Source organism: Kribbella sp. NPDC050470 (genome assembly GCF_044458365.1).
Lineage (GTDB): Bacteria > Actinomycetota > Actinomycetes > Propionibacteriales > Kribbellaceae > Kribbella.
Window position 1 is genome coordinate 284,867 of the sequence record NZ_JBITHV010000010.1, and the last position, 22,570, is coordinate 307,436.

Sequence of the window (22,570 nt, forward strand, 5' to 3'; positions counted from 1 at the left end):
GGTCACCGCCCCGCCACGTCGTAGGGGAAGGTCGGCAGCACGCCGATCTTGTCGTACTCCATCTTCGAGGCGTCGAAACCCGTCGCCCAGTTGGCGTTCGTCACCTGGTTGCACTGGTACGACTGGTACTTGTCGTCGGAGACCTTGCCGACCTCGATGTTCGCGAAGCTGAACCCACACCCGCCGGCGTCCATGTGCACGCCGCGAGTACCACCGGCGTCCGGCATCGACGGGTCGGGGATCACGTCACCGACGACCATCTGCTCGACGGTGTTCTGGACGGGGTGCGGCTCCTGGTTCTCGACGCCGTAGGTGTAGAACGCGCCCATGTCGCCGGAGTCCAGGCCGGTCTGCTCGAGCCGGATGTACTTGAACGAGTTGCCGGACGTGTACTGGTCGCCGTCCTTCACCTCGGGCCGCGACTCCAGGCTGATGCCGTACCGCGCGCTGTGCTTCACCACGATGTTCGAGATGGTGTTGTTGCCGGTGTCCATCAGCTCGATCCCGGCCGCGTCACCCGGCACCAGCTCACCGATGTGGTCGATGAACACGTTCGAGATGGTGTGGTGGTTGCTCAGGTCACCTTCACCCGGCCAGCCGCCCTCCACCTTGATGCCGTCGGCGCCGATGTTCTCCAGCAGGCTGTCGGTGATCCGGGTGTGGTCGTTGGCGAACAGCAGGTAGATCCCGGTGAAGCCGGTGTCGGACAACCGCAGCCGGGTCAGGTCGATGTTGCTGGTGTTGGTCAGCCTGATCGCGCCGAACCGGTTCCGCGGCATCTCGATCTGACGGTCGTACTCCGGGTACCTGTGCTCGATGCCGGCGTCACCGCTGGACACCCACCCGTTGCGGTACCAGGTGACGAAGTCGGAGTACTGCACCCCGAGCCCGTCGAAGGTGACGTCGTGCAGCCGGTCCTGCGGCGACGCGCCGGCCAGGTCCAGGACCGTCTTCACGGTCGGCCGCAGCACCCGCACGTTGTCCATCGAGCCGGACCGCGGCTTGTAGTAGACCTCGCCGGCCTTGTAGTCGAGGTAGTACTCCCCCGGCTGGTCCAGGAAGCTGAGCGAGTTGTGGAAGAAGTACCGGGAGCCGCCGCGGCTGTTGACCATCGCGTAGCGGGTCCAGTGCTTCAGCGTCGTCTGGGTCTTCTTGAAGTTGGTGTCCAGCAACGGGATCGTGTCGGTGAACCACGACCAGGAGCCGCCGGACCAGATGGTCACCGACGCCTGGCTCAGGTCCCAGGTGGGATCCCAGTCACCGGGCGTGCCCCACATCCAGTTCCGGACGTCCATCTTGTCCTCTTCGTAGAGGATCGACGTCAGGTACGGCGACCAGGTGTCCTCGGTGCCACGGTTCGGGTACCGCGCGTTGGTGGCGCGCTTGCCGTCCTCGAACAGCGTGTAGAACGGCTTCGACGGGTCCACCTTGGCCTTGTAGATCCCGTTCTGGTACGGCGTCCAGCCGGTGATCTCCTCGGCTCCGGACAGGGTCGCCTTCCCGGGTCCGTCCACGCTGCGGTAGACGACGCGGTGCCCGTTCTTGCCGGAGTCGCGCTGGTCGAAGCCGATCGTGGACGTGACCGGGTACTCGCCGGCCTTCAGGTTGACCGTGATGTCGCAGCCCATCCGGTCGTTGAGCTGCTTGCTGCGGATCTCGTCGCGGGCCCGGGTGATCGTCTTCCACGGGCTCTTCTCGGTGCCCTTGGCCTGGTCGTTGCCGTCGGGCGCGACGTAGAAGTTCTCGCACTTGGCCGCGCCGGCGGGTTGGCTGTTCAGCGGGATGGACGCTACTGCCACTGCAATTGTTGTCATGGCAGCGGCGACCACCCCGGCGCCGACGCTGAGCGTCGTACGCCTGGTTCTGGGTTGGGACATGGTTGGGCGGTGTCCTCTCAGGGATCAGTCGCCGGCGCTGTGACCGTTCTGGTCGCGCCAGCGCTCGTACTCGAGGCGGGTCTTCTCGGTGAGGGGGTAGTAGTCGCGCAGGGGTGCGCCTTCGTCGATCCGGCGCCGGCTGAACTTCTCCCAGGCGTCGTGCTCGGCGGCGGCCTGCACCACGGCCTCGGCGCGCTGCCGCGGTACGACGACAGCGCCGTCGTCGTCCGCGACGACCAGGTCGCCGGGGAGCGTCAGCACGCCGCCGACCGCGACCGGGACGTTGTAGGCCCAGGGGAACAGCTCGGACTGGGACGCGTAGTGCGGGGTGGCTCCGGTGGACCAGATCGGGACGTCGAGCTCGGACACCCGCGGCACGTCGCGGATCCGGCCGTCCACCACGATGCCGGCGCCACCGCGGAGCTTGAAGTAACGGACCAGCATGTCGCCGAAGCAGCCGGTGGTGTGGCTGCCGTAGGCCTGGACCACGAGCACGTCGCCGGGCTGGACTTCGTCGAGAACGGCCCACAGCGCCGTACTGCGCTCGATGTACTCCTGCGTCTGGCCGTCCGCGATGTCCTCCCGCTGCGGCATGAACTGCAGCGTCAGCGCGCGGCCGACCACCTTCCTGCCGGGGAACATGCTGGTCGGCCCGTCGACGAAGGTCCGGCGGATGCCCTGTCCGTGCAGCCGGGCGCAGGCGGTGGCCGACCCGATCGCGGACAACCGGGACACCAGGCCGGGGTCCGGCGCCGGCGGGTTCTCGCCGCGCACCGGGAGGTCCCAGACCGGGGCCACGGGGGCTTGTTCGATGCTCATATGTCTCCTCAGTCAAGCGCCACGTGCGCGGCGCGATAGGCGTTACGGGTGAGCCGCAGGTCGAGCCGGATGGTCCGGCCCGGCGGCATCGCGATCTCGAGCCTGTTGCCGCCGACAACGACCGTCTCGGTGCCGGGGGTGGGCGGCGGCGAGGTGTACGCCGGGGACGGGCCGGGGTACGCACCGGTCCCAGGCATCACCGTGGTCACGACGGCCTCGTCGATGCGGTCGGTGCCGAAGCTGCCGGCCTGGACGATCACGCGCCGGGTCTGGGTCGCGGACAGGTTGACCAGCTGCAGCCCGGTGCGGTCCGGCTCGACCGTGTCGACCAGCGCGGCGACGTCCGCCGGGAGACCGGGGCGGCCGCGCTCGGGGTCGAGGTACAGCACGCGCAACGGCAGCAGGCCACCGTTGTAGAGGAGTTGCGGCGTACCGGTGGTCAGCTGGAGCAGGGCCTCGGTCGCGACCGGGTTGTGCCGTTGCCAGTGGTGGATGTTCATGTCGGCCGGGTCGACGGTGTCGACGGCCATCAGGTCCATCCGGCGCTGCACCTGGGACAGCGCGACCCCGAGCATCGCCTCGGGATAGCCGGGGTTGTCACCGGCCAGGTAGGCGAGCCAGGGCGCCTCGTGCCCGGCGTCCTCCTTGTTCCGGAAGTCGCGCACGGTCCGCCAGTCGTAGCCGCTGCGCTCGCGCAGGTCTTGCAGCCGCTGCCGGTCGGAGGACTCGAAGGCGGCCTGCCACAACCACATCGGCAGCCCGAGCTGCGGCGGCTGGTAGTCGAACCAGCCGTCGTCGCCGTACCGGTTCGGGATCAGCAGTGTCGGCTCCGCGCAGTCCTCACCGAGCTCTGCCTGCCAACGGTCCCGGATGCTCAGCTCGGTCTCGTCCACGGCGGCTGTGATGCCACGCTCGTACAGGTGATCCAGGAGCTGCCGCGCGAAGTCGAGCCGGTGCGAATCACCAGTCAGCAGTACGCCGTTCAGCGCCGCGATGCACGCCGCGGAGCCGACGCTGTAGACGCCGTGTGGCCAGTTCCAGCCGTAGTTGCCGCCGTACCAGCGTCCGTCGTGCAGCTCACCGACCTCACCGCTCGGTCCGACGTTGTCCGGGAGCAGGCCGCCGTTGGCCCCGGCGCGCTCCTGCCAGGCGTCGAGATACTCGAGCGTCCAGCCGGCGAAGCGGTCGTTGTGGTCGTAGAGCCAGGCGTTGGCGGTCAGCGTGGTCGCGGCGAGGTTGACCGCCACGTCGCCGGCGCCGAGGCGGCGGATCATCTCCGCGCCCATCAGGTCGGCCTTGGCCGGGTCCTTCAGGTCGTCCCAGGTCTCGATCCCCTGCACGCCGGGCAGCGGCAGCCCGAAGATGCGCATGTTGGTGAGGTCGGCGCCGTACGTCCGCCACTCGTCGTTGATCCCCCAGCGCGGGCCACCGCCGCCGTTGTGCGGCGCGCGGATCGTGCGGGTCGCCGCGTCGTAGTTGCCGGCCGGCGAACCGGGCAGGTAGAGCTCGGCGAACCGGTACGCGCGTTCGCGGAACACCTCGTCGCCGGGGTCGGCGGCGCACAGCGAGTAGAAGAAGATCATCGACTCGCCGATGTGGAACCAGTCGTAGCCGCGCTCGAACTCGTCGACCAGGAACCCGAGGTCGGTGAGCTGGCGGGTGACACCTTCCCAGTGCCACTTGGCGACGTCGATCAGGTCGTCCGCGCCGCCGAGCTGGTAGAGCACCGGCCAGTTCACGAACGCCTCGTAGAAGTCGTCGGCGCCGTCGCGGCTCGGCACCGGGCCGGCGTACCGGAGGCTTCCGTCGGGCAGGCAGTAGCGTTCGCGGAACAGCCACCAGCCCTCGTCCATCACGTCGAACAGGCGGCGCTGCATGATCGCCCACGCGGGCGGGCTGCCGATCGGGGTCTGCGCAACGATGGTCTTCATCCCTTGGTCGCTCCTGCCGTCAGGCCGCTGATGACGTGCCGCTGCAGCAGCACGAAGACCACCAGCAGTGGCGCCACGGCGAGCAGCAGCGTCGGGAAGACGACCGTGTAGTCGGTCGAGTACTGGCTGACCGCCGCGTAGACGCCGGTGGTCACCGTGTAGAGACCGCTGCCCGGGCCGAGGATGATCTGCGGGTTCACGAAGTCGTTCCACACCGAGAAGGTGTTCAGGATGACCATCGTCACCACGGCCGGCTTCATCAGCGGGAACACGATCGACCAGAAGATCCGGTGCTTGCCGGCGCCGTCGACCGCGGCCGCCTCGTCCAGGCTGGCCGGAATCGTCATGATGTAGCCGGCGTACAGGAAGATCGAGAACGGCAGCGTCAGCGTGGTCTCGAACAGCACGAACCCCGGGATCGTGCCCATCAGCCCGAGGAACTTCAGCGTGTAGACGACCGGGATCACCAGCACCTGGCTGGGGATGAAGGTGCCGGCGACGAACAGCAGCAGGAGCACCCGGTACCGGCGTTCGGTGCGACGGGCGATCACGTACGACACCGGGCCGGCGAGCGCGACGGACAGCACGTTGACCAGGACCACGAACAGCGCGGTGACGCCGTACCCCTTGAGGATGTTGAAGTCCGGGTTGGTCCAGGCCTTCTGCAGGTACTCGGTGGTCAGCAGGTCCGGCGAGAGCGAGAACGGGTGCGTGAGGATGTCCTGCTGCGACTTGAACGCGCTCACCACGAGCAGGTACATCGGCACCAGCATCAGCACGCTGGTGACGACCAGGAACGCGATCCGCCCGGCGCCCTTCGCCTTGATCGGCTTCGGCTGGACCACCCTGGTCCTGATCCGAGGCATGCGAATAGCACTCACGCCTTCACCCCCTGATCCACCCGCGAGCGAAGGCGGGCGACGGTCAGGGCGAGGGCCGCGGTGACGATCATCAGTACGACGGACTGGGCCGAACCGAACCCGAGCGCGTTGTTGTGGAACGAGTCCCACAGGATCAGGTAGGCCGCCGTCTGCGTGGACCCGGCCGGACCGCCACCGGTCAGCGACACGACCAGGTCGTACGTCTTCAGCAACGTCACCAGCGACAGCACCAGATTGACCGTCACGACCGGCGCGAGCGAAGGCAGCGTGACGTTGAGGAACGTCTGCCGCGTCGACGCACCGTCGATCCGCGCGGACTCCAGCAGGTCACGCGACACCGTCTGCAGCCCGGCGAGGTAGAGCACCACGTTGACACCGAACCCGGCCCAGACCAGTACGCCGATCAGGCTCGCCAGCGCCCAGTTCGGGTTCGACAGGAACGGCAGCACCTCCGCGCCCTTGGACGTCAGCCAGCCGTTGACTACACCCGACGTGCCGAGCACGGCGCTCCAGAGAAAGCCGACCACGAGGGCGCTCAGCACGTGCGGGTAGAACAGCACGACCCGGAAGAACGCGTTCAACCGGGACGCGCCGTTCACCAGCAGCGCGAAACCGAGACCCAGCACGCTGAGCAGCACGGTCCCGACGGCGGCGATCAGCAGGGTCACCCACCCGGCGCGGATCGCCTCCTCGCTGCGCGCGAGGTCGACGTAGTTCTGCAGGCCGACGATCGCCGGGTTCGCGCTGTACCCGTTCCAGTCGGTCAGGCTGAGGTAGATCGACAGGCCGACCGGAACGACGAGCATGACCACGAACAGCAGCAGCGCGGGACCGACCATGCTCGCCGTGGTCAGCCGCTCTCTCACGACTTGGACCCCATCCAGGCGTCGATGCGCTTGGCGACGTCGGCGGCGGACTTGCCGGTGTAAAGGCTCTGGACCGCCTTGTTCCACTCCCCGTTGAAACCTTGCGGCAGGGTGTTCGCGCCGTACCCCTCACCCTGCGCGACGTGCTTCGGCGCCTGGTCGAGGATCTCCTGCACCTGCTGGCCGAGCGGCGTCAGCTTGTCGGTGTAGCCCTTCCGGAAGTTGCCGTCCTGCGCGAGCTGGCTCTCGACGGCCGCCTTGTCGGTGGCGAGGAACTGGACCAGCTTGACCGCGAGGTCGCGCTGCTTCGTCGACTTCAGCACCATGTACGGCATCGCCATCGTGACGCCCTGCGGTCCCGGGTACGGCTGGCCGGCCTCGGTCGGGGCGGGGAACACGCCGAGGTCGAAGGTCGGCTTCTGGCTCTCCGCCGTACGGACGAACCAGCTGCCCATGATGTACATCGCGGACTTGCCGGTCAGGAAGGTGGTCTGCGCGTTGACGTCGTCCAGGCCGAGCGCGTTCTTGTCGACGTACCCGTTCTTGATCCAGGACTCGTAGCGCTGCAGCAGCGGCAGCATGGACTGGCCGACGCCGAGCTGCTTGGAGTTGACTTGCTGGTACCAGTCCGGGTGCTTGGTCGCGATCGACGGGTCGCTGAGCTGCAGCAGCTGCAACCCGGTCACGTAGTCACCGGCGGTCTGCAGCGGGAGGTACCCGGCCGCCTTCAGCTTGCCCATCGCGGTGGTCAGCTCGTCGAGGTCCTTCGGCGGCGTCGTGATGCCGGCCTTCGCGAACGCTTCCTTGTTGTAGAACACCAGCGACTGGGCCTGCTGGCCGACGCCCACGGTGTAGACCTTGCCGTCCAGCGCTGCCTGCTCGGACAACGGCGTGTCCTTGGTCCAGGCCTGGTCGGTGAGCTCGAGCATCTGCGGGGCGAGGGTCTTGTCGGCCATCAGCGTCTCGACCACGTCCGGGGCGTTGCCGGCCGCGAGCAGTTGCGGCAGCGTGTCCTTCACGCCCTGCCCGGTCGGGGCCTCGATCTTGACGTCGACGCCGGGGTTGGCGTCCTCGAACGGCTTGACCAGCTCCTCCCAGTACCCCTTGGTCAGGTTGGGAGTGATGTTCACCAGTATTCGCACCTCGCCGGTGCTGCCACCGGCGGAGCCTTCGTCACTGAAGCCGCCGCCGCAGCCGGCCGCGCCCACCAGGATCGCAACCACAGCCAGCGGGACAAGCTTCCGCCGTATCGAACGAGCCATTTTCCGGGTCCTCCTCGGATCGTCCCGGCGTCGGGGGCGGCCGGGCGTCGTTAGCGATCGACGATGCAGAGAGCTACGCTGAAGTGTCAACGTTTAAACGGCAAAGTGGACACTCTGAGTCGGAAGTCCGTGCCATAAAGGGTTGGCAGATCGTTGTCATCGGGGCCACCATGCAGCCATGCCCGATGCCGGACGTCCCAAGTCGCCGCTGACGCTGTCCGCGGCCGAGCGCGCTGCGCTCACCCACCTCACCGCCGGGAACGGCAGCACCCCGGCGATGCGGTTGCGGGCCCGGATCGTGCTCGCCTGCGCCGAGGGGCAGTCGAACAAGGACGTCGCGGACCTGCTCGCGGTCACCCCCGGCACGGTCGGCAAGTGGCGGCGCCGGTTCCTGCGGATGGGGATGGCCGGCCTGGACGACGGGATGCGCAGCGGCCGGCCGCGGATGGTCGACCGGGTCCGGCTCGGCGCGATCGGCGCCGGATCGATGGCCGATTCCGGACACCCGGTGGCGAGCCCGCTGTCGACCCGTGAGGTCGCGGCCGCTCACGGAGTGTCGCAGTCCACCGTCGCGCGCCGGCGGCGCGAGGAGATCCACCGGCACCGCACCGGCAGCGGTCTCGCGTTGCGTTCGACGCAACCGGCTCCCCCGCCGTCGACGGACACCGAGTTGCTCTCGGACCGCGTCTACGAGGCGATCCGCGGCTGGATACTGTCCGGTGAGCTGGCGCCCGGGATGCGGGTGGTCGAGTCCGAGATCGCCCGCGTCCTCGGCACCAGCCAGACCCCGGCCCGGGAAGCGGTACGCCGGCTGGCCCACGAGGGACTGGTGACGTACCGGCCGCGGCTGGGCAACTTCGTCACCGAGATCTCCCAGGTCGAGGCCCGTGAGGCGCGTGAGGTCCGGGTGCTGCTCGAGACCGCGGCGGCCCGGCGCGCCACCGGCAACGTCCCGGCGGAGGAACTGGACCTGCTGCGGATCGAGGTGCAGCGGATGACCGACGCGGCCGACCACCACGACATCGGCGCCTTCCGCGAGGCCGACCTGCGGTTCCACCGGCAGGTGCTCGCGACCAGCGGCAACTCGATGCTGCTCAAGGTGTGGCGCACGCTCGAGCCGGCGCTGTGGAACCTGCAGGTCGTCTCGAACGCGATGTACGCCGGCGACTGGGGCCTGATGGCGCGCCGCCACCTCGATCTGATCGAGGCGCTGGCCGGCACCGACCCCGAGGACGCGGCCCGCCTGTTCTCGGCCCACGCCCGCGGCGAGAGCTCGATCACCAGACCCGCGAGCCGCCATGACTGATTCGCCGGACCCCCGCCCACCGGCCCCCGCCGCCCCGGATCACCTCGCTCACCTCGATGCCCACGTCCACGTGTGGGACACCTCGCGTCGCTCACTCCCCTGGCTTCCCGCCGGCCATCCCCTCCGCCGGGACTTCTCCCTCGACGACTTCTGTGAAGCCGCCGACGGCTCGCCGGACACCATCCTCGTCCAGGCCGACGCCGACCCGCTCGAAGTCACCGACCTTCTCGACCTCGCCGCGACCACACCCTCCGTCCTCGGCGTCGTCGGCTGGTTCGACCTCCACCGCACCACCTCGTTCCCCGACGACCCGTTGCTCCTCGGCATCCGCTGCCCACCCGCCGACCAGACCGACCCGGACGCGTTCACGGCCCCAGCGTTCGTCCGCGGCGTCCGGGCCGCCACCGAGGCCGGCCTCGCCGTCGACCTGCTCCTCCGCCCATCCGCCCTCACCGGTGCCGCTCGACTCGCCGACGCCGTACCCGGCGCCCGCGTCGTCCTCGATCACCTCGGCAACCCGACCGGGGTCACCGCCGACTGGTCGACCGGCATGAAGGCCCTCGCCGACCACCCGAACGTCACCGTCAAGCTGTCCGGCACCGCCCACCTTCCGACCGGGAACCTCGCCGAACTCGTCGCCGCCGCCCTCGAGCTGTTCGGCAGCGAGCGGTTGATGTTCGGCTCCGACTGGCCCGTGTGCACGCTCTCGAGCACGCGCGCCGAGGTCCTCCGCCGTACCGCTGAACTGCTGCCGGCGGCCGCGCACAACGACGTGTTCCGCGGCGCCGCCGAGCGCACCTACCGCCTCTAGGAGACCGCCCCATGACCGAGTACACCCGACGCCAGGTCCTGCGGACCGCCGGCGCCGCGGCCGGCACCGCCGTCGTCGCCGGCAGCCTCGCCGATCCCCTGACCGCGACCGCCACCGAAGCCGCTGACCTGCAGGTCGGCAGCGACACCAACCCGCTGAAGCTCTGGTACAACCAACCCGCCACCGAGTGGCTGCAGGCGCTTGCCGTCGGCAACGGCCGGCTCGGCGCGATGGTGTACGGCGGGACCGCGACCGAGCAGCTCCAGCTCAACGAGGACTCGATCTGGGCCGGTGGACCACACCAGTACGACGACCCGGCCGGCCGCGAGGCACTCCCGGAGATCCGGCGGCTGATCGCCGAGGAGGACTACCTCGCCGCGCAGATGCTTGCCGACGAGAAGTTCATGGGCCGCCCGACCGAGCAGATGCAGTACCAGCCGGTCGGCGACCTGATGCTGACGTTCCCCGGCATGACCGCGTCCGCGGTCAGGTCGTACCGGCGGGAGCTGGACCTGACCACGGCGACCACCTCGGTGAGCTACGTCGCGGACGGGGTCCGCTACTCGCGGGAGGTGTTCGTCAGCCACCCGGCGCAGGTGCTGGTGATGCGGCTGACCGCCGACCGGGGCGGCGCGATCTCCGTCGACGCGACCTACACGACACCGCAGGCGGCGACAGTCGACCGGTACGACGACCGGACGCTGGCGCTCAATGGGATCAGCGGCGACGCCGAGGGCCTGAAGGGGTCGGTGAAGTTCTGCGCACTCGTCCGGGCGTTCGCCGAGGGCGGGTCGACGAAGGTTGCCGATGGCAAGCTCACGGTCGCCGGCGCGGACGCGGTGACGCTGGTGCTGTCGATCGGGTCGAGCTACCGCAACTACCTCGACGTGAGCGCCGACCAGGTGGCTCGGGCGTCGGAGCGTTTGCCTGCTGCGCGGCCGCCGTACGGGCTGTTGCGGAAAGCGCACGTCGAGGACTACCGACGGCTGTTCGGGCGGCTCGACATCGATCTCGGGACGTCGGACTCGATCGCGCTGCCGACGGACCAGCGGGTGGTCGCGTTCCGGAACGGCGGTGACCCACAGCTCGCCGCGCTGTACTACCAGTTCGGGCGCTACCTGCTCATCTCCAGCTCGCGCAGCCCGGGTCAGCCGGCCAACCTGCAGGGCATCTGGAGCTACAAGATGCTGCCGGAGTGGCAGTCGAAGTTCACGCTGAACATCAACTGCGAGATGAACTACTGGCCGGCCGGTCCGGCGAACCTCGCGGAGTGCTGGGACCCGCTGTTCCAGATGATCGCCGAGCTGGCCGAGTCCGGTGCGCGGACCGCAGAGGTGATGTACGACGCTCCCGGGTGGGTCGCGCACCACAACACGGATGGTTGGCGCGGGACTGCTCCCGTGGACTTCGCGTACTACGGGGTGTGGCCGACCGGTGGGGCCTGGCTGGCGCTGCTGTTCTGGGAGCGGTACGAGTACACCGGCGATCTGGAGATGCTGCGGAAGTACTACCCGGTGCTGCGCGGGTCGGTGGAGTTCTTCCTCGACCAGCTGCAGACGGACGGGCCGACGGGCTATCTGGTGACCAGCCCGTCGCACTCGCCCGAGCTGAAGCACCACGACTACGACAACGAGGGTGTCAGCATCTGCGCGGGTCCGACGATGGACAGCGAGATCCTGCACGATCTGTTCAAGGTGTTCGGGCAGGCGGCTGCGCTGCTGGGCAAGGACGCGGGAATGGCCGCGCAGGTCGCGGAGGCGCGGTCGCGGCTGGCGCCGATCCAGGTCGGGTACCTCGGCCAGATCCAGGAGTGGCTGATCGACTGGGAGGAGGCCGCGCTGGAGACGAGCCGTCACGTGTCGCACCTGTGGGCGCTGTTCCCGAGCGACCAGATCACCCCGCGCCGTACGCCGGAACTCGCCAACGCGGCACGCAAGTCGCTGGAGCTCCGCGGGCCGGCGGTGACGGCCGGGTGGTCGCTCGCCTGGAAGCTCAACATGCGGGCACGGCTGCTCGAGCCGGACAACGCCTACAAGCACCTGACCCAGTTGCTCGCTCCCGGCCGCACCGCCCCGAACCTGTTCGACCTGCACCCGCCCTTCCAGATCGACGGCAACTTCGGCGGCGTCTCCGGCATCACCGAGATGCTCATGCAAAGCCACTCCGGCGAAGTAGCCCTCCTCCCCTGCCTCCCGGCTGCCTTCCCCACCGGCCAGATCCGCGGCCTCCGCTCCCGAGGCGGCTTCGACCTGGACCTCACCTGGACCGACGGCAAGCTGACCCGAGCCCGCATCCACTCCCTCCTCGGCAACCGCCTCCGCCTCCGCACCGGCCTCACCGTAGACGTCAACTCCACCGAAGGCCCCGTAGCCTTCGCCCGCCCCGAACCAGGCGTCGTAGAATTCCGCACCCGCCAAGGAGTCACCTACTCCATCGAGCCCCGCCCATGAGGATGCTCGGCCCTCTGGGGCTGGGCACCGCACCCCTCGCCACGGTTGATCCGGCGTCCGCGCAGGAAGCTGTTGAGGAGGCGTTGGCTGCTGGGATCGGCTACTTCGACACGGCTCCGTTGTATGGGGCTGGGGCTGCTGAGCGGCGGCTTGGGAATGCCTTGCGTTGGGTGGATCGGGAGTCGTTCCGGGTGTCCACCAAGGCTGGGCGGCGGGTGGTCGGCGATCGAGTCGAGTACGACTTCAGTGCGGACGGGATCAAAGCTTCGGTTGCGGAGAGTCTCGCGCGGCTGGGGTTGGATCGGGTTGATGTGGTGCATCTGCATGACCCGGACGATCACGTCGAGCAGGCACTGAACGAGGCGTATCCGGTGCTGGACGAGCTTCGGCGACAAGGCGTGATCGGTGCGATCGGGATCGGGATGAACAGTCCGGCGATCCCGGCGCGGTTCGTCCGGGAGACCGAGATCGACGTCGTGCTGATCGCCGGCCGGTACACACTGCTCGACCGGTCCGCCGCCGACGACCTGCTGACCGCGGCCGCCGAGCGTGGCGTCGCGGTGATCGCCGCAGGGGTGTTCAACTCCGGCATCCTCGCCGACGGCTCCACCTACGACTACCGCCCGGCCGCGCCGGACATCGTGACCAGCGTCGAGCGGCTGGCCAAGGTGTGTGCGTCGTACGACGTCCCACTGAAAGCGGCCGCGATGCGCTTCCCCACAACCCATCCCGCCGTGACCACAGTCCTGATCGGCTGCGCCACTGCGGCCGAGGTCCGCGAGAACGCCGCGCTCTGGCGGCACCCACTGCCTGCCGAACTCTGGACGGCTCTCCAGTAGTACACCGCCCCGAAAGGCTCACCAGATGCTTCGACTGACCCTGCCCCTACTCGCAACCTTACTTGCCGTCGGCACCAGTTCGATCCCGGCCGCCGTCGGCCAGACCGTCGACCAGCCCACCACCGCGTGGCGTGACGGCGCCCTCCGCACCGACCCGGCCGGCCTCGTCTCGCGGTCGGACCTGGTCCAGGAGGGCCCGGCCTGGCGCGCGTACCAGGCGATGCCGCTCGGAAACGGCGTCCTCGGCGCCGGTGTCTGGGCCGAGAAGGGCTTCAGTGCCCAGCTCAACCGCGTCGACACCTTCCCGCAACTCAAGTCCGCCGGGCGCCTCGTCGTACCCGGCCTCCAACCCCTGATGCGCGCCGCCGACTACACCGGCCGGCTCGCGATGTACGACGGCCAGCTCGTGCAACGTGGTGGCGGCATGTCGGCGCGTTCGTACGTCCGCGCCGACGCCGACCAGTTCGTCCTCGAGGTCACCGGCGCCGACCCCGCGAAGACCCAGACCGCGGACCTCAAACTCTGGGAGGGCCGGACGCCGACCGCCACCGCGAGCGGCGCAGTTGCTGCACTGGCCGAGACCTTCCACGACGAAGCCTCGGGCAGCCTCACCGGCGCGGTCGCCGCGTTGACCGCTCGTGCCCGCGACGTCTCGGCGTCCGTGGTCGACCCGCTGACCGTCCGGGTCACCTTCCGCCCCAACGCGGACGGCTCGTTCCGGCTGGTTGTCGGCGTACCGTCGTACAAGGGTGGTGACGTCGCAACGGCCGCGGGTCGTGCGGTCACCGAGAGCCATAGCAATCACCTCGACTGGTGGCACGCGTTCTGGGCGAAGGCCGCGCCGCTGCGGATCACGTCGTCCGACGGCACCGGCGAGTACGTCGAGAACCTGCGGACCTTGCAGCTCTACACGATGGCCGCGTCGATGCGTTCGCCGGTGCCGAGTACGCACGGCGCCGTCGTACGGATGTTCTCGTCGGCCAAGGACCAGGCCGACTGGGCGCAGGACTCGTACTGGCACTTCAACCTGCGGATGCTGATCTCGTCCAACCTGGGCGCGGGCATCGGCGAGTTCAACGCGCCGTACTTCCGCTTCTACCTTGACCGCGCCGCGCTGATGCGGAAGTGGACGCACGACCACTGGTTCAACGCGCAGGGCACGTGCGTGCCGGAGTTCCTGCGGTACGACGGAACCGGCGACGGCTGCGACAACATGTCGGAGCCTGGTTGGGTGAAGCGCATCCTGAGCAGCGGACCGGAGTTGGTGAACAACATCTGGTGGCAGTACCGCTACACCGGCGACAAGGCACTGCTGGATCGCGCGTACCCGTTGATCAAGGAGATCGCGGAGTTCCACCTGGCCGCGCTGACGCCGGGCGACGACGGATACCTGCACCTGGAACATGTCAACGCGCTCGAGGTGCAGTGGGACACCAACGACCCGGCGCCCGACCTCGCCGCGATGCGGGTGATCTTCCCGATCGTCGCGGACCTCGCCCAGTCGCGTGGCGACACCGCGTTCGCTGGGCAGTTGCGTGCCGCGGCGGCGAAGCTGCCGCCGTTCCGGACTGTGCAGCGGGGTGGTGAGGAGGTGCTGGCGTGGTCCGGCACCGACGAGGAGGCCCACAACACGCAGAACCCGGAGATGGAGGTGCTGTGGCCGTGGGGCCTTTTCGACGAGACCTCCGAGCTGATGCAGGCGACGTACCGGCAACGCGTCTACCCGCAGGACAAGGACTGGGGTATGGACACCACCTGGGCCGCCCGTCTCGGCCTGGCCGACGAGGTGAAGCGGCTGATGCTGAAGGGGATCCAGGACTTCCAGATCTTCCCGAACGGCTTCACCGTGCACCGGACCGGCCGCGAACCCGTCCGCCAGCAGAGCTTCTACAACGAGTGGGGCGGCGTGCTGACGACCGGCCTGCAGGAGGCTCTGGTCCAGTCGTATGACGGTGTCGTGCACGTCGCCCCGGCCTGGCCGGGCGACTGGGACGTGGCTGGGTCGGTGCAGATCGAGGGCGGTCACCGGATCAGCACTGAGGTCAAGGACGGCGTGGTGAGTCTGGTCGGCATCCAGGCCGGCAATCGCGAGTCGCTGCGCGTCCGGAACCCGTGGCCGGGTCAAGAGCTGCGGGTGATCGACTCCCACGGGCGGACTGTGGTCGGCGCTACGTCGGACGAGATCGTCACGGTGGATGTGCAGGCGAACCACTCGTACGTGGTCGAGCGGGTCGCCGTACCGCTGTCTTCGTTCAAGCACGAGCCGCTCACCGGGCAGCCGGCGTCGGCCGTGAAGACGGTTGGCACGCGGATGCTCGGCGTACCTGCCAGTGAGCCGCCGATGTTGAGTGATCTGGTCAGCGTGCGGAAGCCGGACAAGCTGTCGAACCTCGTGAAGGCGCAGCCGGGCGCGGAGATCTACGTCGATCGCAGCTACAAGATCACCGACCTGCCGGCGCAGCTGACCGGCCAGGCGATGGTCCCGGGCTCCAACGACGACTCCAAGGCCACCGGTCCGGCCGACTACATCACGCTCGACCTGACCGGACCGGCCACGGTCTACGTCGCCTACGACCCACGCGGCGAGAACGACTGGTGGCCGTCCTGGCTCAGCAGTTTCACCCGCACCGGAGAAACCGTCGGCACCACAGACCAGCGCCTACTCCTCTTCAAACGCGACGTCCCAGCCGGCCAACTCGCCCTAGGCGCCAACTCAGGCATCGAAGGCAAGGGCAACTCCAGCTACATCACCTTCGTAACCCCCCGCTGAAATGTTCAACCACGAACCCGACAACTACAACTGCCCGTTCTGCCTGCTGGCGGCGGGCGGCGAAGACGATCTGACCAAGCAGCACGACGTCGTACTGCGCACCGACCGGGCGCTCGCATTCGTCGCATCCCGGTGGTGGCCGAACAACCGCGGGCATGTGCTGGTGGTGCCGACTGGGCATCACGAGAACCTGTATGACCTTCCGGCGGAGTACGGGCATGCTGTGCATGACCTTGTGCGGGAGGTGGCGGTTGCTATCCGGCACACGTACGACTGTGCAGGTGTCTCCACTCGGCAGCACAACGAGCCGGCTGGGTATCAGGATGCTTGGCACTATCACGTGCATGTATTTCCGCGGTATGTCGGGGATGAGTTGTACGGCACACGGCACCTGGCGGAGCCCGCAACTGCTGCGGAGCGGGCTCCGTATGTGCGGCGGTTGAGGGAGTTCTTCAGGTAGTGGGTTCGGCTACGAGGATTCGGGGGTGCTGCCCGGCGATTGCGACGTCGTACACGTCGAGGACTCGCCAGGCGGCATCCCCGATCAGCTTTGTGGACTGGTCGGGGTTGAGGATCGTGACGACGCGGGCGGCGTGGGTCCGGCGCCATTGGCGCAGGTACGGCGTGAGGTTGCCGATGGCAACGCGGACGTCCCAGGGCGGGTTGGTGATGATCCGGTCGACGGTCTGACGGAGGTCTCCTGCGTCGGCGGTCCGCAACTGGATCGAGCCTTGGCTATTCTGCCGGGCAGCCGCGATCGCAGCCGGCTTGCGATCAGAGCCCAGGTACGTCGCTTCCGGCATGATCGCGTGCGCCTCGAGGAGCAGAGTGCCCGCGCCGCAGAATGGATCCAGCACCCGATGACCAGGTCCGATCCGAGCGAGCCTCGCCATCGCGGCGGCGACCGGTGGGTGCAGGCTGCCGGTCACCGTCTGCCGGCGCCAGGCACGCCGATGCAGAGGTACGTCGAACGGTCGGACGCCGACCCACATCGTCGTACCGTCGAGGACCACTCGCCAGTCGGTGCGGTCGGCGGGCGGAATGCCGGTGCGGCGGGAGTGATACGTGCCGCCGGACAGCTCGTGTAGCAAGTCGCCGACGAGGTCTTCGACGTCGTACCTGGTGAAGTTGCGTTGGCCGGCAAAGGACGCGCTTACCGCAAAGTCGCCGGAGCAAGGTTGTAGACGGACACCGCGCATGGCGGCGGTGAGGGCCGGCCTGACCCGCCCTGGGTCAGGTACGGCGGCCTGGATCAGAAAGAGGTCGTCGGCCAGGCGGGGCGGGGTGGTGACGATGGTTGCGGCGGTGGGTTCGACGATGAGTTGTCGTTTGGACAGGTCGATCACGCGGTGCCGGGCCTCGGTCAGCTCGGCGGCGGCCAGGCGTTCCAAGCCGGTGACAGTGCGCACCAGCACCAGCGGTTGGTTGCCGAGGCTGAGGGCTCGGGTGATCGACTCTGCCGCGCCGAGGCGCGCAGAGCACATGGTGGGGTCTCCCGGTCAGCGGTCGGGAGCGCTCGGCTGAGCTGCTCCCGCATCGCCGGCCTCGGGCAGAGCCGCGCAAGGGCCAGCGGGAGGCTAGCCCACGAGGTAGAACATGCTCATGGCGCCGATGATGGCACAGCCGTCCCGCCCTGCCCACCGAATTCCCGGAAGGTCAGCGTGAAGCTGTACTCGGCAACCTCCAGCGTGTGCTGAGGTGTCGCGGGCGGACCGCAGGACGCGCTGCCGAGCCCGTTCTGGGCCAGGTCCAGGTTGAGGTACACGCGGTCGCGCGGGACGAGGTCGGCGCGATGCCGGGCGCGTTCCAGGTCCTCGGTCGTCCACCGGCGAGCCGTCAGCTGGAAGTGCGGCGCGCCTTCGACGCGCAACCCGTTGCCCTCGGCATCGGTCAGCTCCGCCCAGCGGACGTCGGTCCGCGACCCGTTCTCCTGCGGTACGACGTACGGCGTCTGGAACTCGTCGACCGTGCACTCGTACCGCCCGACCCGGGCCGCCGTACGACTGTCGGCGTACGCCTCACCCGGCCCGCCGCCGAACCACCTCACGTTCCCGATGCTCCCCGGCATCGTCATCCGCACACCGACCCGCGGCCAACTCCCACACCGCGGCGTGATCGCCGTACCCTCCCACTCGCCCTCAGGCTTCACGTCCACCCTCAACTGCAGCCCGTCGGTTGTAGCCGTCCACCGGTACGTCGCCCGCACCCCAAGCCCAAGCCCGTCAGGCGCAACCCTCGTGTGCACGACGAGTTCCCGCTCCCCCACCTCGACCTGATCCACCCGATGCTCCAGCCGATCCAACCCGGCCGCCCGCCACTCGGTCACCACAGCGTTGTTCCCACCCTGCCCGCTGTCGTTATCCGTCGGCGCCCGCCACAAGTCGAGGCGCGGCCCCTCAACCGGCACCCCGAACAACCGCACCAGCCGCCCGGACCGCCGATCAAACTCCCCACCCCCAACCACAACCCGCTCCCCCACCCGCCCAACCGGCACCTGTTCCGCCGGCAGATCCCCAACCGACACCCCCGACTGCACCTCAGCCGCCGCTCGGTCCTTGACCGGCTCACCCGGCTGGAGTTCGGCCGCCGGATCCCCGACCGGCACACCTGACTGCACGTCAGCCACCGACTGCCCCGCTGCACACGGCAACCGGAACTGCGCCCACGCAACCTCGTGCCCGGCAGCAGCCCACGGCTCGTCCTTCGCGAGCACCGCCCGAACCGTCAACCACCGCTCACCAGCAGCTGAGGTGAGCTCAAGCCGATCCCCCGCAACCACCGCACCCCCAGCCGCCACCGGCGACACCTCCCCCGCCGCAGCCCTGGCCCCCACCGGCGTGAGCCCGCCGACCGGAGGGGCGACCCCGCCCACTGGTGACGACACCTCCACCGTGGCTCCTGCCGCGACGGTCAGCACCTGCAGGCGACCGGAGCGCACCTCGATCCCGTCGACCTCCTCCGTCCACAGGAACTCCAGGTGGTCCAGCGTCCCGAAGGTCTGGCGATTGTTGACAATCAAGTTGTCGGCAAGAGTGATGTTGACCGGCTCGATCGTCTTCTTGTACTCGAGCAACCCCGGCGACGGCGTCCGGTCGGGGAAGAGGAGTCCGTCGATGCAGAAGTTCGAGCCGTGGACGCGTTCGCCGAAGTCACCGCCGTACACGTAGTCCGTTGCGCCTGGCAACAGTAGGCCGTGGTCGATCCACTCCCAGACGAAGCCGCCCTGCAGCCGCGGATACCGTTCCAGCATCCGTTGGTAGTCCGCCAGCCCGCCGGGCCCGTTGCCCATCGCGTGTGCGTACTCGGCGAGGATGAACGGCAACCCCCGCCGCCGCTCCTCCAACGCAGGCTCGTCAACCACCACATCCTCGGTCCGGGTCCCGATCCGCTCCAGCTCGTCCAGCGACGTGTACATCAAGCTGTAGAAGTCGGAGAACTCGTAGCTGCGGTCCCGCTCGTAGAACAGCGCCCGACTCGGATCACGCTCCCGGGTCCACTCCGCCAGTGCGCCGAAGTTGCGCCCGCGGTGGCTCTCGTTGGCGAGCGACCAGATGACGACGCTCGGATGGTTCTTGTCCCGCTCGACCATCCGGCGCATCCGGTCCAGCATCATCGGCGCCCAGTCCGGGTCGTCGGCGGGGTTCCCGCGCCAGTCGGTGTAGATGAACCCGTGCGTCTCGATGTCGCACTCGTCGATCACCCACAGCCCGAGCTCGTCGCACAGGTCGAGGAACGCCGGGTGCGGCGGGTAGTGCGCCGTACGGACCGCATTGATGTTGTGCTGCTTCATCAGCACCAGGTCCTGCCGCATCGTCTCCAAGCTGACGGCCCGGCCCCGGCGCGGGTCGTGCTCGTGCCGGTTCACACCGCGGAAGAACAGCGGCCGCCCGTTCACGGTCAGCAGCCCGTCGACGAGAGCGACCGTCCGGAAGCCGATCCGTACGTCGACCACCTCCCCGCCGGCCACGACCTGAGCGTCGTACAACCGCGGCACCTCGGCCGACCACGGCTCCACGCTCGGGACACTCACCGTCTCGCCCGACGCCAGGTCCAGCCCGAGCTCAGGCACGAGGACCCGCGCAGTCGGCGGATCGACGTCCACCCGCAACGTCCCCGCACCGGTCACATGGTCGTAGTCCGCATGCAGGAACACGTCCTCGACCACCGGCTCGGCCAGCAACGTCACATCCCGGAAGATGCCCGGCAACCACCACATGTCCTGGTCCTCGAGGTAACTCCCCGACGACCATTGGTGCACCCGCACCGACAGCTCGTTCCGGCCCGGACGCAGTACGACGCCGACGTCGAACTCACTCGGCAACCGGCTCCCCTTCGCCGTCCCGACCTCGACGCCGTTCACCCACACCTTGAAGCACGAGTCCACACCCTCGAACCGCAGAACGCCGCCAGCCCACCCCTCCGGCAGCTCGAAGGTACGGCGGTAGTCGCCGGTCGGATTGACGTCCGGCGTCCGCGGCGGGTCGATCGGGAACGGGAACGCGGTGTTCGTGTACCGCGGCCGGTCGTACCCCTGCAGCACCCAGTGCCCCGGCACCTCGACCTCGTCCCAACCGTCGTCCACGAAGTCCGCGGCCGGATCCGTCGAGAACCTGAACTGCCAAAGACCGTTGAGACTCAGCCGTGGACGGGACGACCGCAACCACGCCCGCGGCGCACGCATCCCGGTCCCCGGCCGCAAATCCGACCAGTACGCCGTCATGCCAGCTCCTCCCGCACCACGCGCACACCACGCGCCGCCAACTCGAACCGATCCCCGGCCACCTCAACGCACACAGCTGAGCCGGACCAGTTGTGCACGAACCACAGCCGCTCGCCCGCCGGATTCACCGCCGACAAGGCAGTCACCGACTCCGGCAGCCCCGGCCACACTGGCTCGGCCACCCGCTTGAACACAGCACGAGCCAACGCGTGATCAGGAACCGTGCCGACCACAGTCACCCGTCCGTCACCGAACGACCTGCTGGTCACCACCGGCCGCTGCCCGCCGCCGGGATGCTCGAACGACGCCAGCACCTCGGCGTCGTCCACGATCAACCGCTCGGCCCACCGAGTCGCGTGCCCGTCAAGCCCGGTCACAGCGAGGTCGTCGAGCAGGTTCTCGTACTCGAGGTAATGCACCCCAGCCGCCTCACGCAGTCGTCCCGGCGCCACCTCCGCCCGCACTCGCGCCTCCGGATCCGCATACCCCGTCCGCGGCCCCACGACCAGATGACCGCCGGCCCGCGCATACGCAACTAGCAAGTCCAGTTGAGCATCGGACGCGATGTACAGAGCAGCAACAACCAGCACCGGCACCCGAGACGCCAGCTCAACCGGGTCGTCCCCAAGGCGCTCCACGGGCAGCACGCCCGGCCGCAGCCCAGCATCGAGTACGCCGGTGTAGAAGGCCGTCACGATAGTCCGGTACGACGACTTGTCCGGCACCCCACCCGGATGCGCCAGCGGCGGCTGGCACTGCAACGCCCAGTCGCTGTCCGTCGACCACACGATCGCCACGTCGACATCTGGTCGCAGGTCGACCACCGACGAGCCGACCTCGGCCAACTCGGCTCCGATCGCCGCGATCTCGTCGTACACGCGTCCCGGCTGCAGGCTGTGGCCGAGGATGCCGCCCCAGAAGGTTTCCGCGCCGTGGTGGATCGAGTGCCAGTGCCAGTACTGCACCATCCGGGCGCCGCGGGCCACCATCGCCCAGGCGAGTTGCCGGAGCTGGCCGTCGTACGGCGGATGGTTCAGCTGGGAGCCGCCGATCGAGGTCGCGTTGGTCTCGGTGATCAGGAACGGCTCGCCGCGGGAGCCGTAGACGCGGTCCGCCGCGAGGTAGAGCTCGGCGACGCTGCGCCCGATCCAGCCGACCTCGAACCGCGGCGGCCGGGCCGGCCGTTCGAGCCCGTCCTGGACGTGCACGTAAAGGTTGCCCGCCGCAACATCCATCCGGGAGCTCAGGTCCACGTCGGCAACGGCGGCGCGGTCGTAGGCCAGGCACGTCGTCACGAACTGGTCGCCGCGGCGAAGCTCGCGGACGAGGTCGGCCTGCCAGCCGATGAAGTCAGTCGTCCGCGCAGCCTGAAAGCGGCGCCAGGCCAGGTCGTACGACGGGGTGCTGTTGCCGTCCGGCCGCCACAGCTCGGACCAGTCGCTCAGTCGATGCGACCAGTACGTCAGGCCCCAGGCCTCGTTGAGCGTGTCGACATCGCCGTACTTCTCCTGCAGGTGGGCGACGAAGGCCTGGAACGTGCTCTCGTTGTGCGGAAGCAGCAGACCCGGCTCGTTGTCGACCTGGTAGCCGATGATCGCCGGATGGTCGCGGTGGTGCTCGACGATCCGCCGGATCACCCGCTCCGCGTGGAACAGGAACGCCGGCTGGTGGTAGTCCACCTCCTGCCGCACGCCCCACGGCACCCGCTCGCCGGTACGACGCTCAGCGGCGATCTCCGGATGCACCCGCTGCAACCAGGGCGGCACGGCGTACGTCGGCGTCCCGAGCACGACCCCGATCCCCCGGGCCGCCGCCCCATCCAGCACCGGGCGGACCCACTCGAGGTCGAACACCCCGTCCCGCGGTTCCCAGGTCGACCACACCGACTCCCCAACCCGGATCGCGGTGATCCCGGCCGCGACCATCAGATCGAGGTCGACCTCGACCCGATCGCCCAGTTCCCGCGGCAGGTACTCCGGATAGTAGGCCGTCCCCAACACAACCCGTGGCGGCAGCATGCACAGAAGCTAACCCAGGT

15 protein-coding genes are annotated in these 22,570 nt (G+C 68.8%); 6 read left to right on the plus strand and 9 right to left on the minus strand.

Translation table 11 applies throughout. The features are described 5' to 3' along the window. Nucleotides 1-2: 2 nt before the first annotated feature. From ACIBGM_RS30560 to ACIBGM_RS30585, 6 genes are read right to left on the minus strand one after another with little or no spacing between them, the layout of a single operon-like run. Nucleotides 3-1,877: a right-handed parallel beta-helix repeat-containing protein gene (locus ACIBGM_RS30560; protein ID WP_360532923.1), complete on the minus strand. Its 1,875-nt coding sequence runs from the start codon at nt 1,875-1,877 to the stop codon at nt 3-5. Between the two features lie 24 nt (nt 1,878-1,901). Next, nucleotides 1,902-2,696: a hypothetical protein gene (locus ACIBGM_RS30565; protein WP_360532920.1), complete on the minus strand. Its 795-nt coding sequence runs from the start codon at nt 2,694-2,696 to the stop codon at nt 1,902-1,904. 8 nt (nt 2,697-2,704) lie between these two features. Next, a complete protein-coding gene (locus ACIBGM_RS30570; protein WP_396387483.1) occupies nt 2,705-4,627 on the minus strand; it encodes a hypothetical protein in 1,923 nt (640 codons plus the stop codon). Next, nucleotides 4,624-5,508, minus strand: a complete 885-nt coding sequence (locus ACIBGM_RS30575) for a carbohydrate ABC transporter permease (RefSeq protein WP_396387484.1) — start codon at nt 5,506-5,508, stop codon at nt 4,624-4,626. The genes ACIBGM_RS30570 and ACIBGM_RS30575 overlap by 4 nt, the downstream gene beginning before the upstream one ends. Further along, a complete protein-coding gene (locus ACIBGM_RS30580; protein ID WP_396387485.1) occupies nt 5,505-6,374 on the minus strand; it encodes a carbohydrate ABC transporter permease in 870 nt (289 codons plus the stop codon). The genes ACIBGM_RS30575 and ACIBGM_RS30580 overlap by 4 nt, the downstream gene beginning before the upstream one ends. Beyond that, the gene (locus ACIBGM_RS30585) at nt 6,371-7,636 is read right to left on the minus strand and encodes an ABC transporter substrate-binding protein (RefSeq protein WP_396387486.1); all 1,266 of its coding nucleotides are present in this window, start codon (nt 7,634-7,636) and stop codon (nt 6,371-6,373) included. Before ACIBGM_RS30585 ends, ACIBGM_RS30580 begins: the two co-directional genes overlap by 4 nt. Before the next feature lie 178 nt (nt 7,637-7,814). Between ACIBGM_RS30585 and ACIBGM_RS30590 the strand changes: the two genes are divergently transcribed. The 6 genes from ACIBGM_RS30590 to ACIBGM_RS30615 are packed head-to-tail and all read left to right on the plus strand — an operon-like array spanning nt 7,815 to nt 16,272. Further along, entirely contained in the window at nt 7,815-8,942 is a 1,128-nt protein-coding gene (locus ACIBGM_RS30590) for an FCD domain-containing protein (RefSeq protein WP_360536697.1), read from the plus strand. After that, the gene (locus tag ACIBGM_RS30595) at nt 8,935-9,753 is read left to right on the plus strand and encodes an amidohydrolase family protein (RefSeq protein WP_360536695.1); all 819 of its coding nucleotides are present in this window, start codon (nt 8,935-8,937) and stop codon (nt 9,751-9,753) included. The genes ACIBGM_RS30590 and ACIBGM_RS30595 overlap by 8 nt, the downstream gene beginning before the upstream one ends. An 11-nt stretch (nt 9,754-9,764) precedes the next feature. After that, a complete protein-coding gene (locus tag ACIBGM_RS30600) occupies nt 9,765-12,203 on the plus strand; it encodes a glycosyl hydrolase family 95 catalytic domain-containing protein (protein WP_396387487.1) in 2,439 nt (812 codons plus the stop codon). Beyond that, nucleotides 12,200-13,042 carry an aldo/keto reductase gene (locus tag ACIBGM_RS30605; RefSeq protein WP_360536691.1) on the plus strand — a complete coding sequence of 281 codons (843 nt, stop codon included), beginning with the start codon at nt 12,200-12,202 and terminating at the stop codon, nt 13,040-13,042. Before ACIBGM_RS30600 ends, ACIBGM_RS30605 begins: the two co-directional genes overlap by 4 nt. Nucleotides 13,043-13,067: 25 nt before the next feature. Beyond that, nucleotides 13,068-15,812, plus strand: a complete 2,745-nt coding sequence (locus tag ACIBGM_RS30610) for a glycosyl hydrolase family 95 catalytic domain-containing protein (RefSeq protein ID WP_360536689.1) — start codon at nt 13,068-13,070, stop codon at nt 15,810-15,812. 1 nt (nt 15,813) lies between these two features. Then, nucleotides 15,814-16,272: an HIT family protein gene (locus ACIBGM_RS30615; protein WP_360536687.1), complete on the plus strand. Its 459-nt coding sequence runs from the start codon at nt 15,814-15,816 to the stop codon at nt 16,270-16,272. Here ACIBGM_RS30615 and ACIBGM_RS30620 read toward each other — a convergent pair. The 3 genes from ACIBGM_RS30620 to ACIBGM_RS30630 form a co-directional block, all read right to left on the minus strand. Further along, complete coding sequence (locus ACIBGM_RS30620) at nt 16,265-17,296, minus strand: methyltransferase domain-containing protein (protein WP_360536685.1); 1,032 nt, start codon at nt 17,294-17,296, stop codon at nt 16,265-16,267. The two genes, ACIBGM_RS30615 and ACIBGM_RS30620, sit on opposite strands and share 8 nt — an antisense overlap. 116 nt (nt 17,297-17,412) lie before the next feature. Beyond that, complete coding sequence (locus ACIBGM_RS30625) at nt 17,413-20,532, minus strand: glycoside hydrolase family 2 TIM barrel-domain containing protein (protein WP_396387488.1); 3,120 nt, start codon at nt 20,530-20,532, stop codon at nt 17,413-17,415. Then, on the minus strand, nt 20,529-22,550 hold the full coding sequence (locus ACIBGM_RS30630) for a beta-galactosidase (protein WP_396387489.1): 2,022 nt from the start codon (nt 22,548-22,550) through the stop codon (nt 20,529-20,531). Before ACIBGM_RS30630 ends, ACIBGM_RS30625 begins: the two co-directional genes overlap by 4 nt. Nucleotides 22,551-22,570 lie beyond the last annotated feature (20 nt).

Excerpts from the sequence above, each read along its gene's own strand:
- ACIBGM_RS30560 (WP_360532923.1), bottom strand. The coding sequence starts at position 1,877 with ATGTCCCAACCCAGAACCAGGCGTACGACGCTCAGCGTCGGCGCCGGG.
- ACIBGM_RS30565 (WP_360532920.1), bottom strand. The coding sequence starts at position 2,696 with ATGAGCATCGAACAAGCCCCCGTGGCCCCGGTCTGGGACCTCCCGGTG.
- ACIBGM_RS30570 (WP_396387483.1), bottom strand. The coding sequence starts at position 4,627 with ATGAAGACCATCGTTGCGCAGACCCCGATCGGCAGCCCGCCCGCGTGG.
- ACIBGM_RS30585 (WP_396387486.1), bottom strand. The coding sequence starts at position 7,636 with ATGGCTCGTTCGATACGGCGGAAGCTTGTCCCGCTGGCTGTGGTTGCG.
- ACIBGM_RS30590 (WP_360536697.1), top strand. The coding sequence starts at position 7,815 with ATGCCCGATGCCGGACGTCCCAAGTCGCCGCTGACGCTGTCCGCGGCC.
- ACIBGM_RS30595 (WP_360536695.1), top strand. The coding sequence starts at position 8,935 with ATGACTGATTCGCCGGACCCCCGCCCACCGGCCCCCGCCGCCCCGGAT.
- ACIBGM_RS30600 (WP_396387487.1), top strand. The coding sequence starts at position 9,765 with ATGACCGAGTACACCCGACGCCAGGTCCTGCGGACCGCCGGCGCCGCG.
- ACIBGM_RS30605 (WP_360536691.1), top strand. The coding sequence starts at position 12,200 with ATGAGGATGCTCGGCCCTCTGGGGCTGGGCACCGCACCCCTCGCCACG.
- ACIBGM_RS30610 (WP_360536689.1), top strand. The coding sequence starts at position 13,068 with ATGCTTCGACTGACCCTGCCCCTACTCGCAACCTTACTTGCCGTCGGC.
- ACIBGM_RS30615 (WP_360536687.1), top strand. The coding sequence starts at position 15,814 with ATGTTCAACCACGAACCCGACAACTACAACTGCCCGTTCTGCCTGCTG.
- ACIBGM_RS30620 (WP_360536685.1), bottom strand. The coding sequence starts at position 17,296 with ATGTGCTCTGCGCGCCTCGGCGCGGCAGAGTCGATCACCCGAGCCCTC.
- ACIBGM_RS30625 (WP_396387488.1), bottom strand. The coding sequence starts at position 20,532 with ATGACGGCGTACTGGTCGGATTTGCGGCCGGGGACCGGGATGCGTGCG.
- ACIBGM_RS30630 (WP_396387489.1), bottom strand. The coding sequence starts at position 22,550 with ATGCTGCCGCCACGGGTTGTGTTGGGGACGGCCTACTATCCGGAGTAC.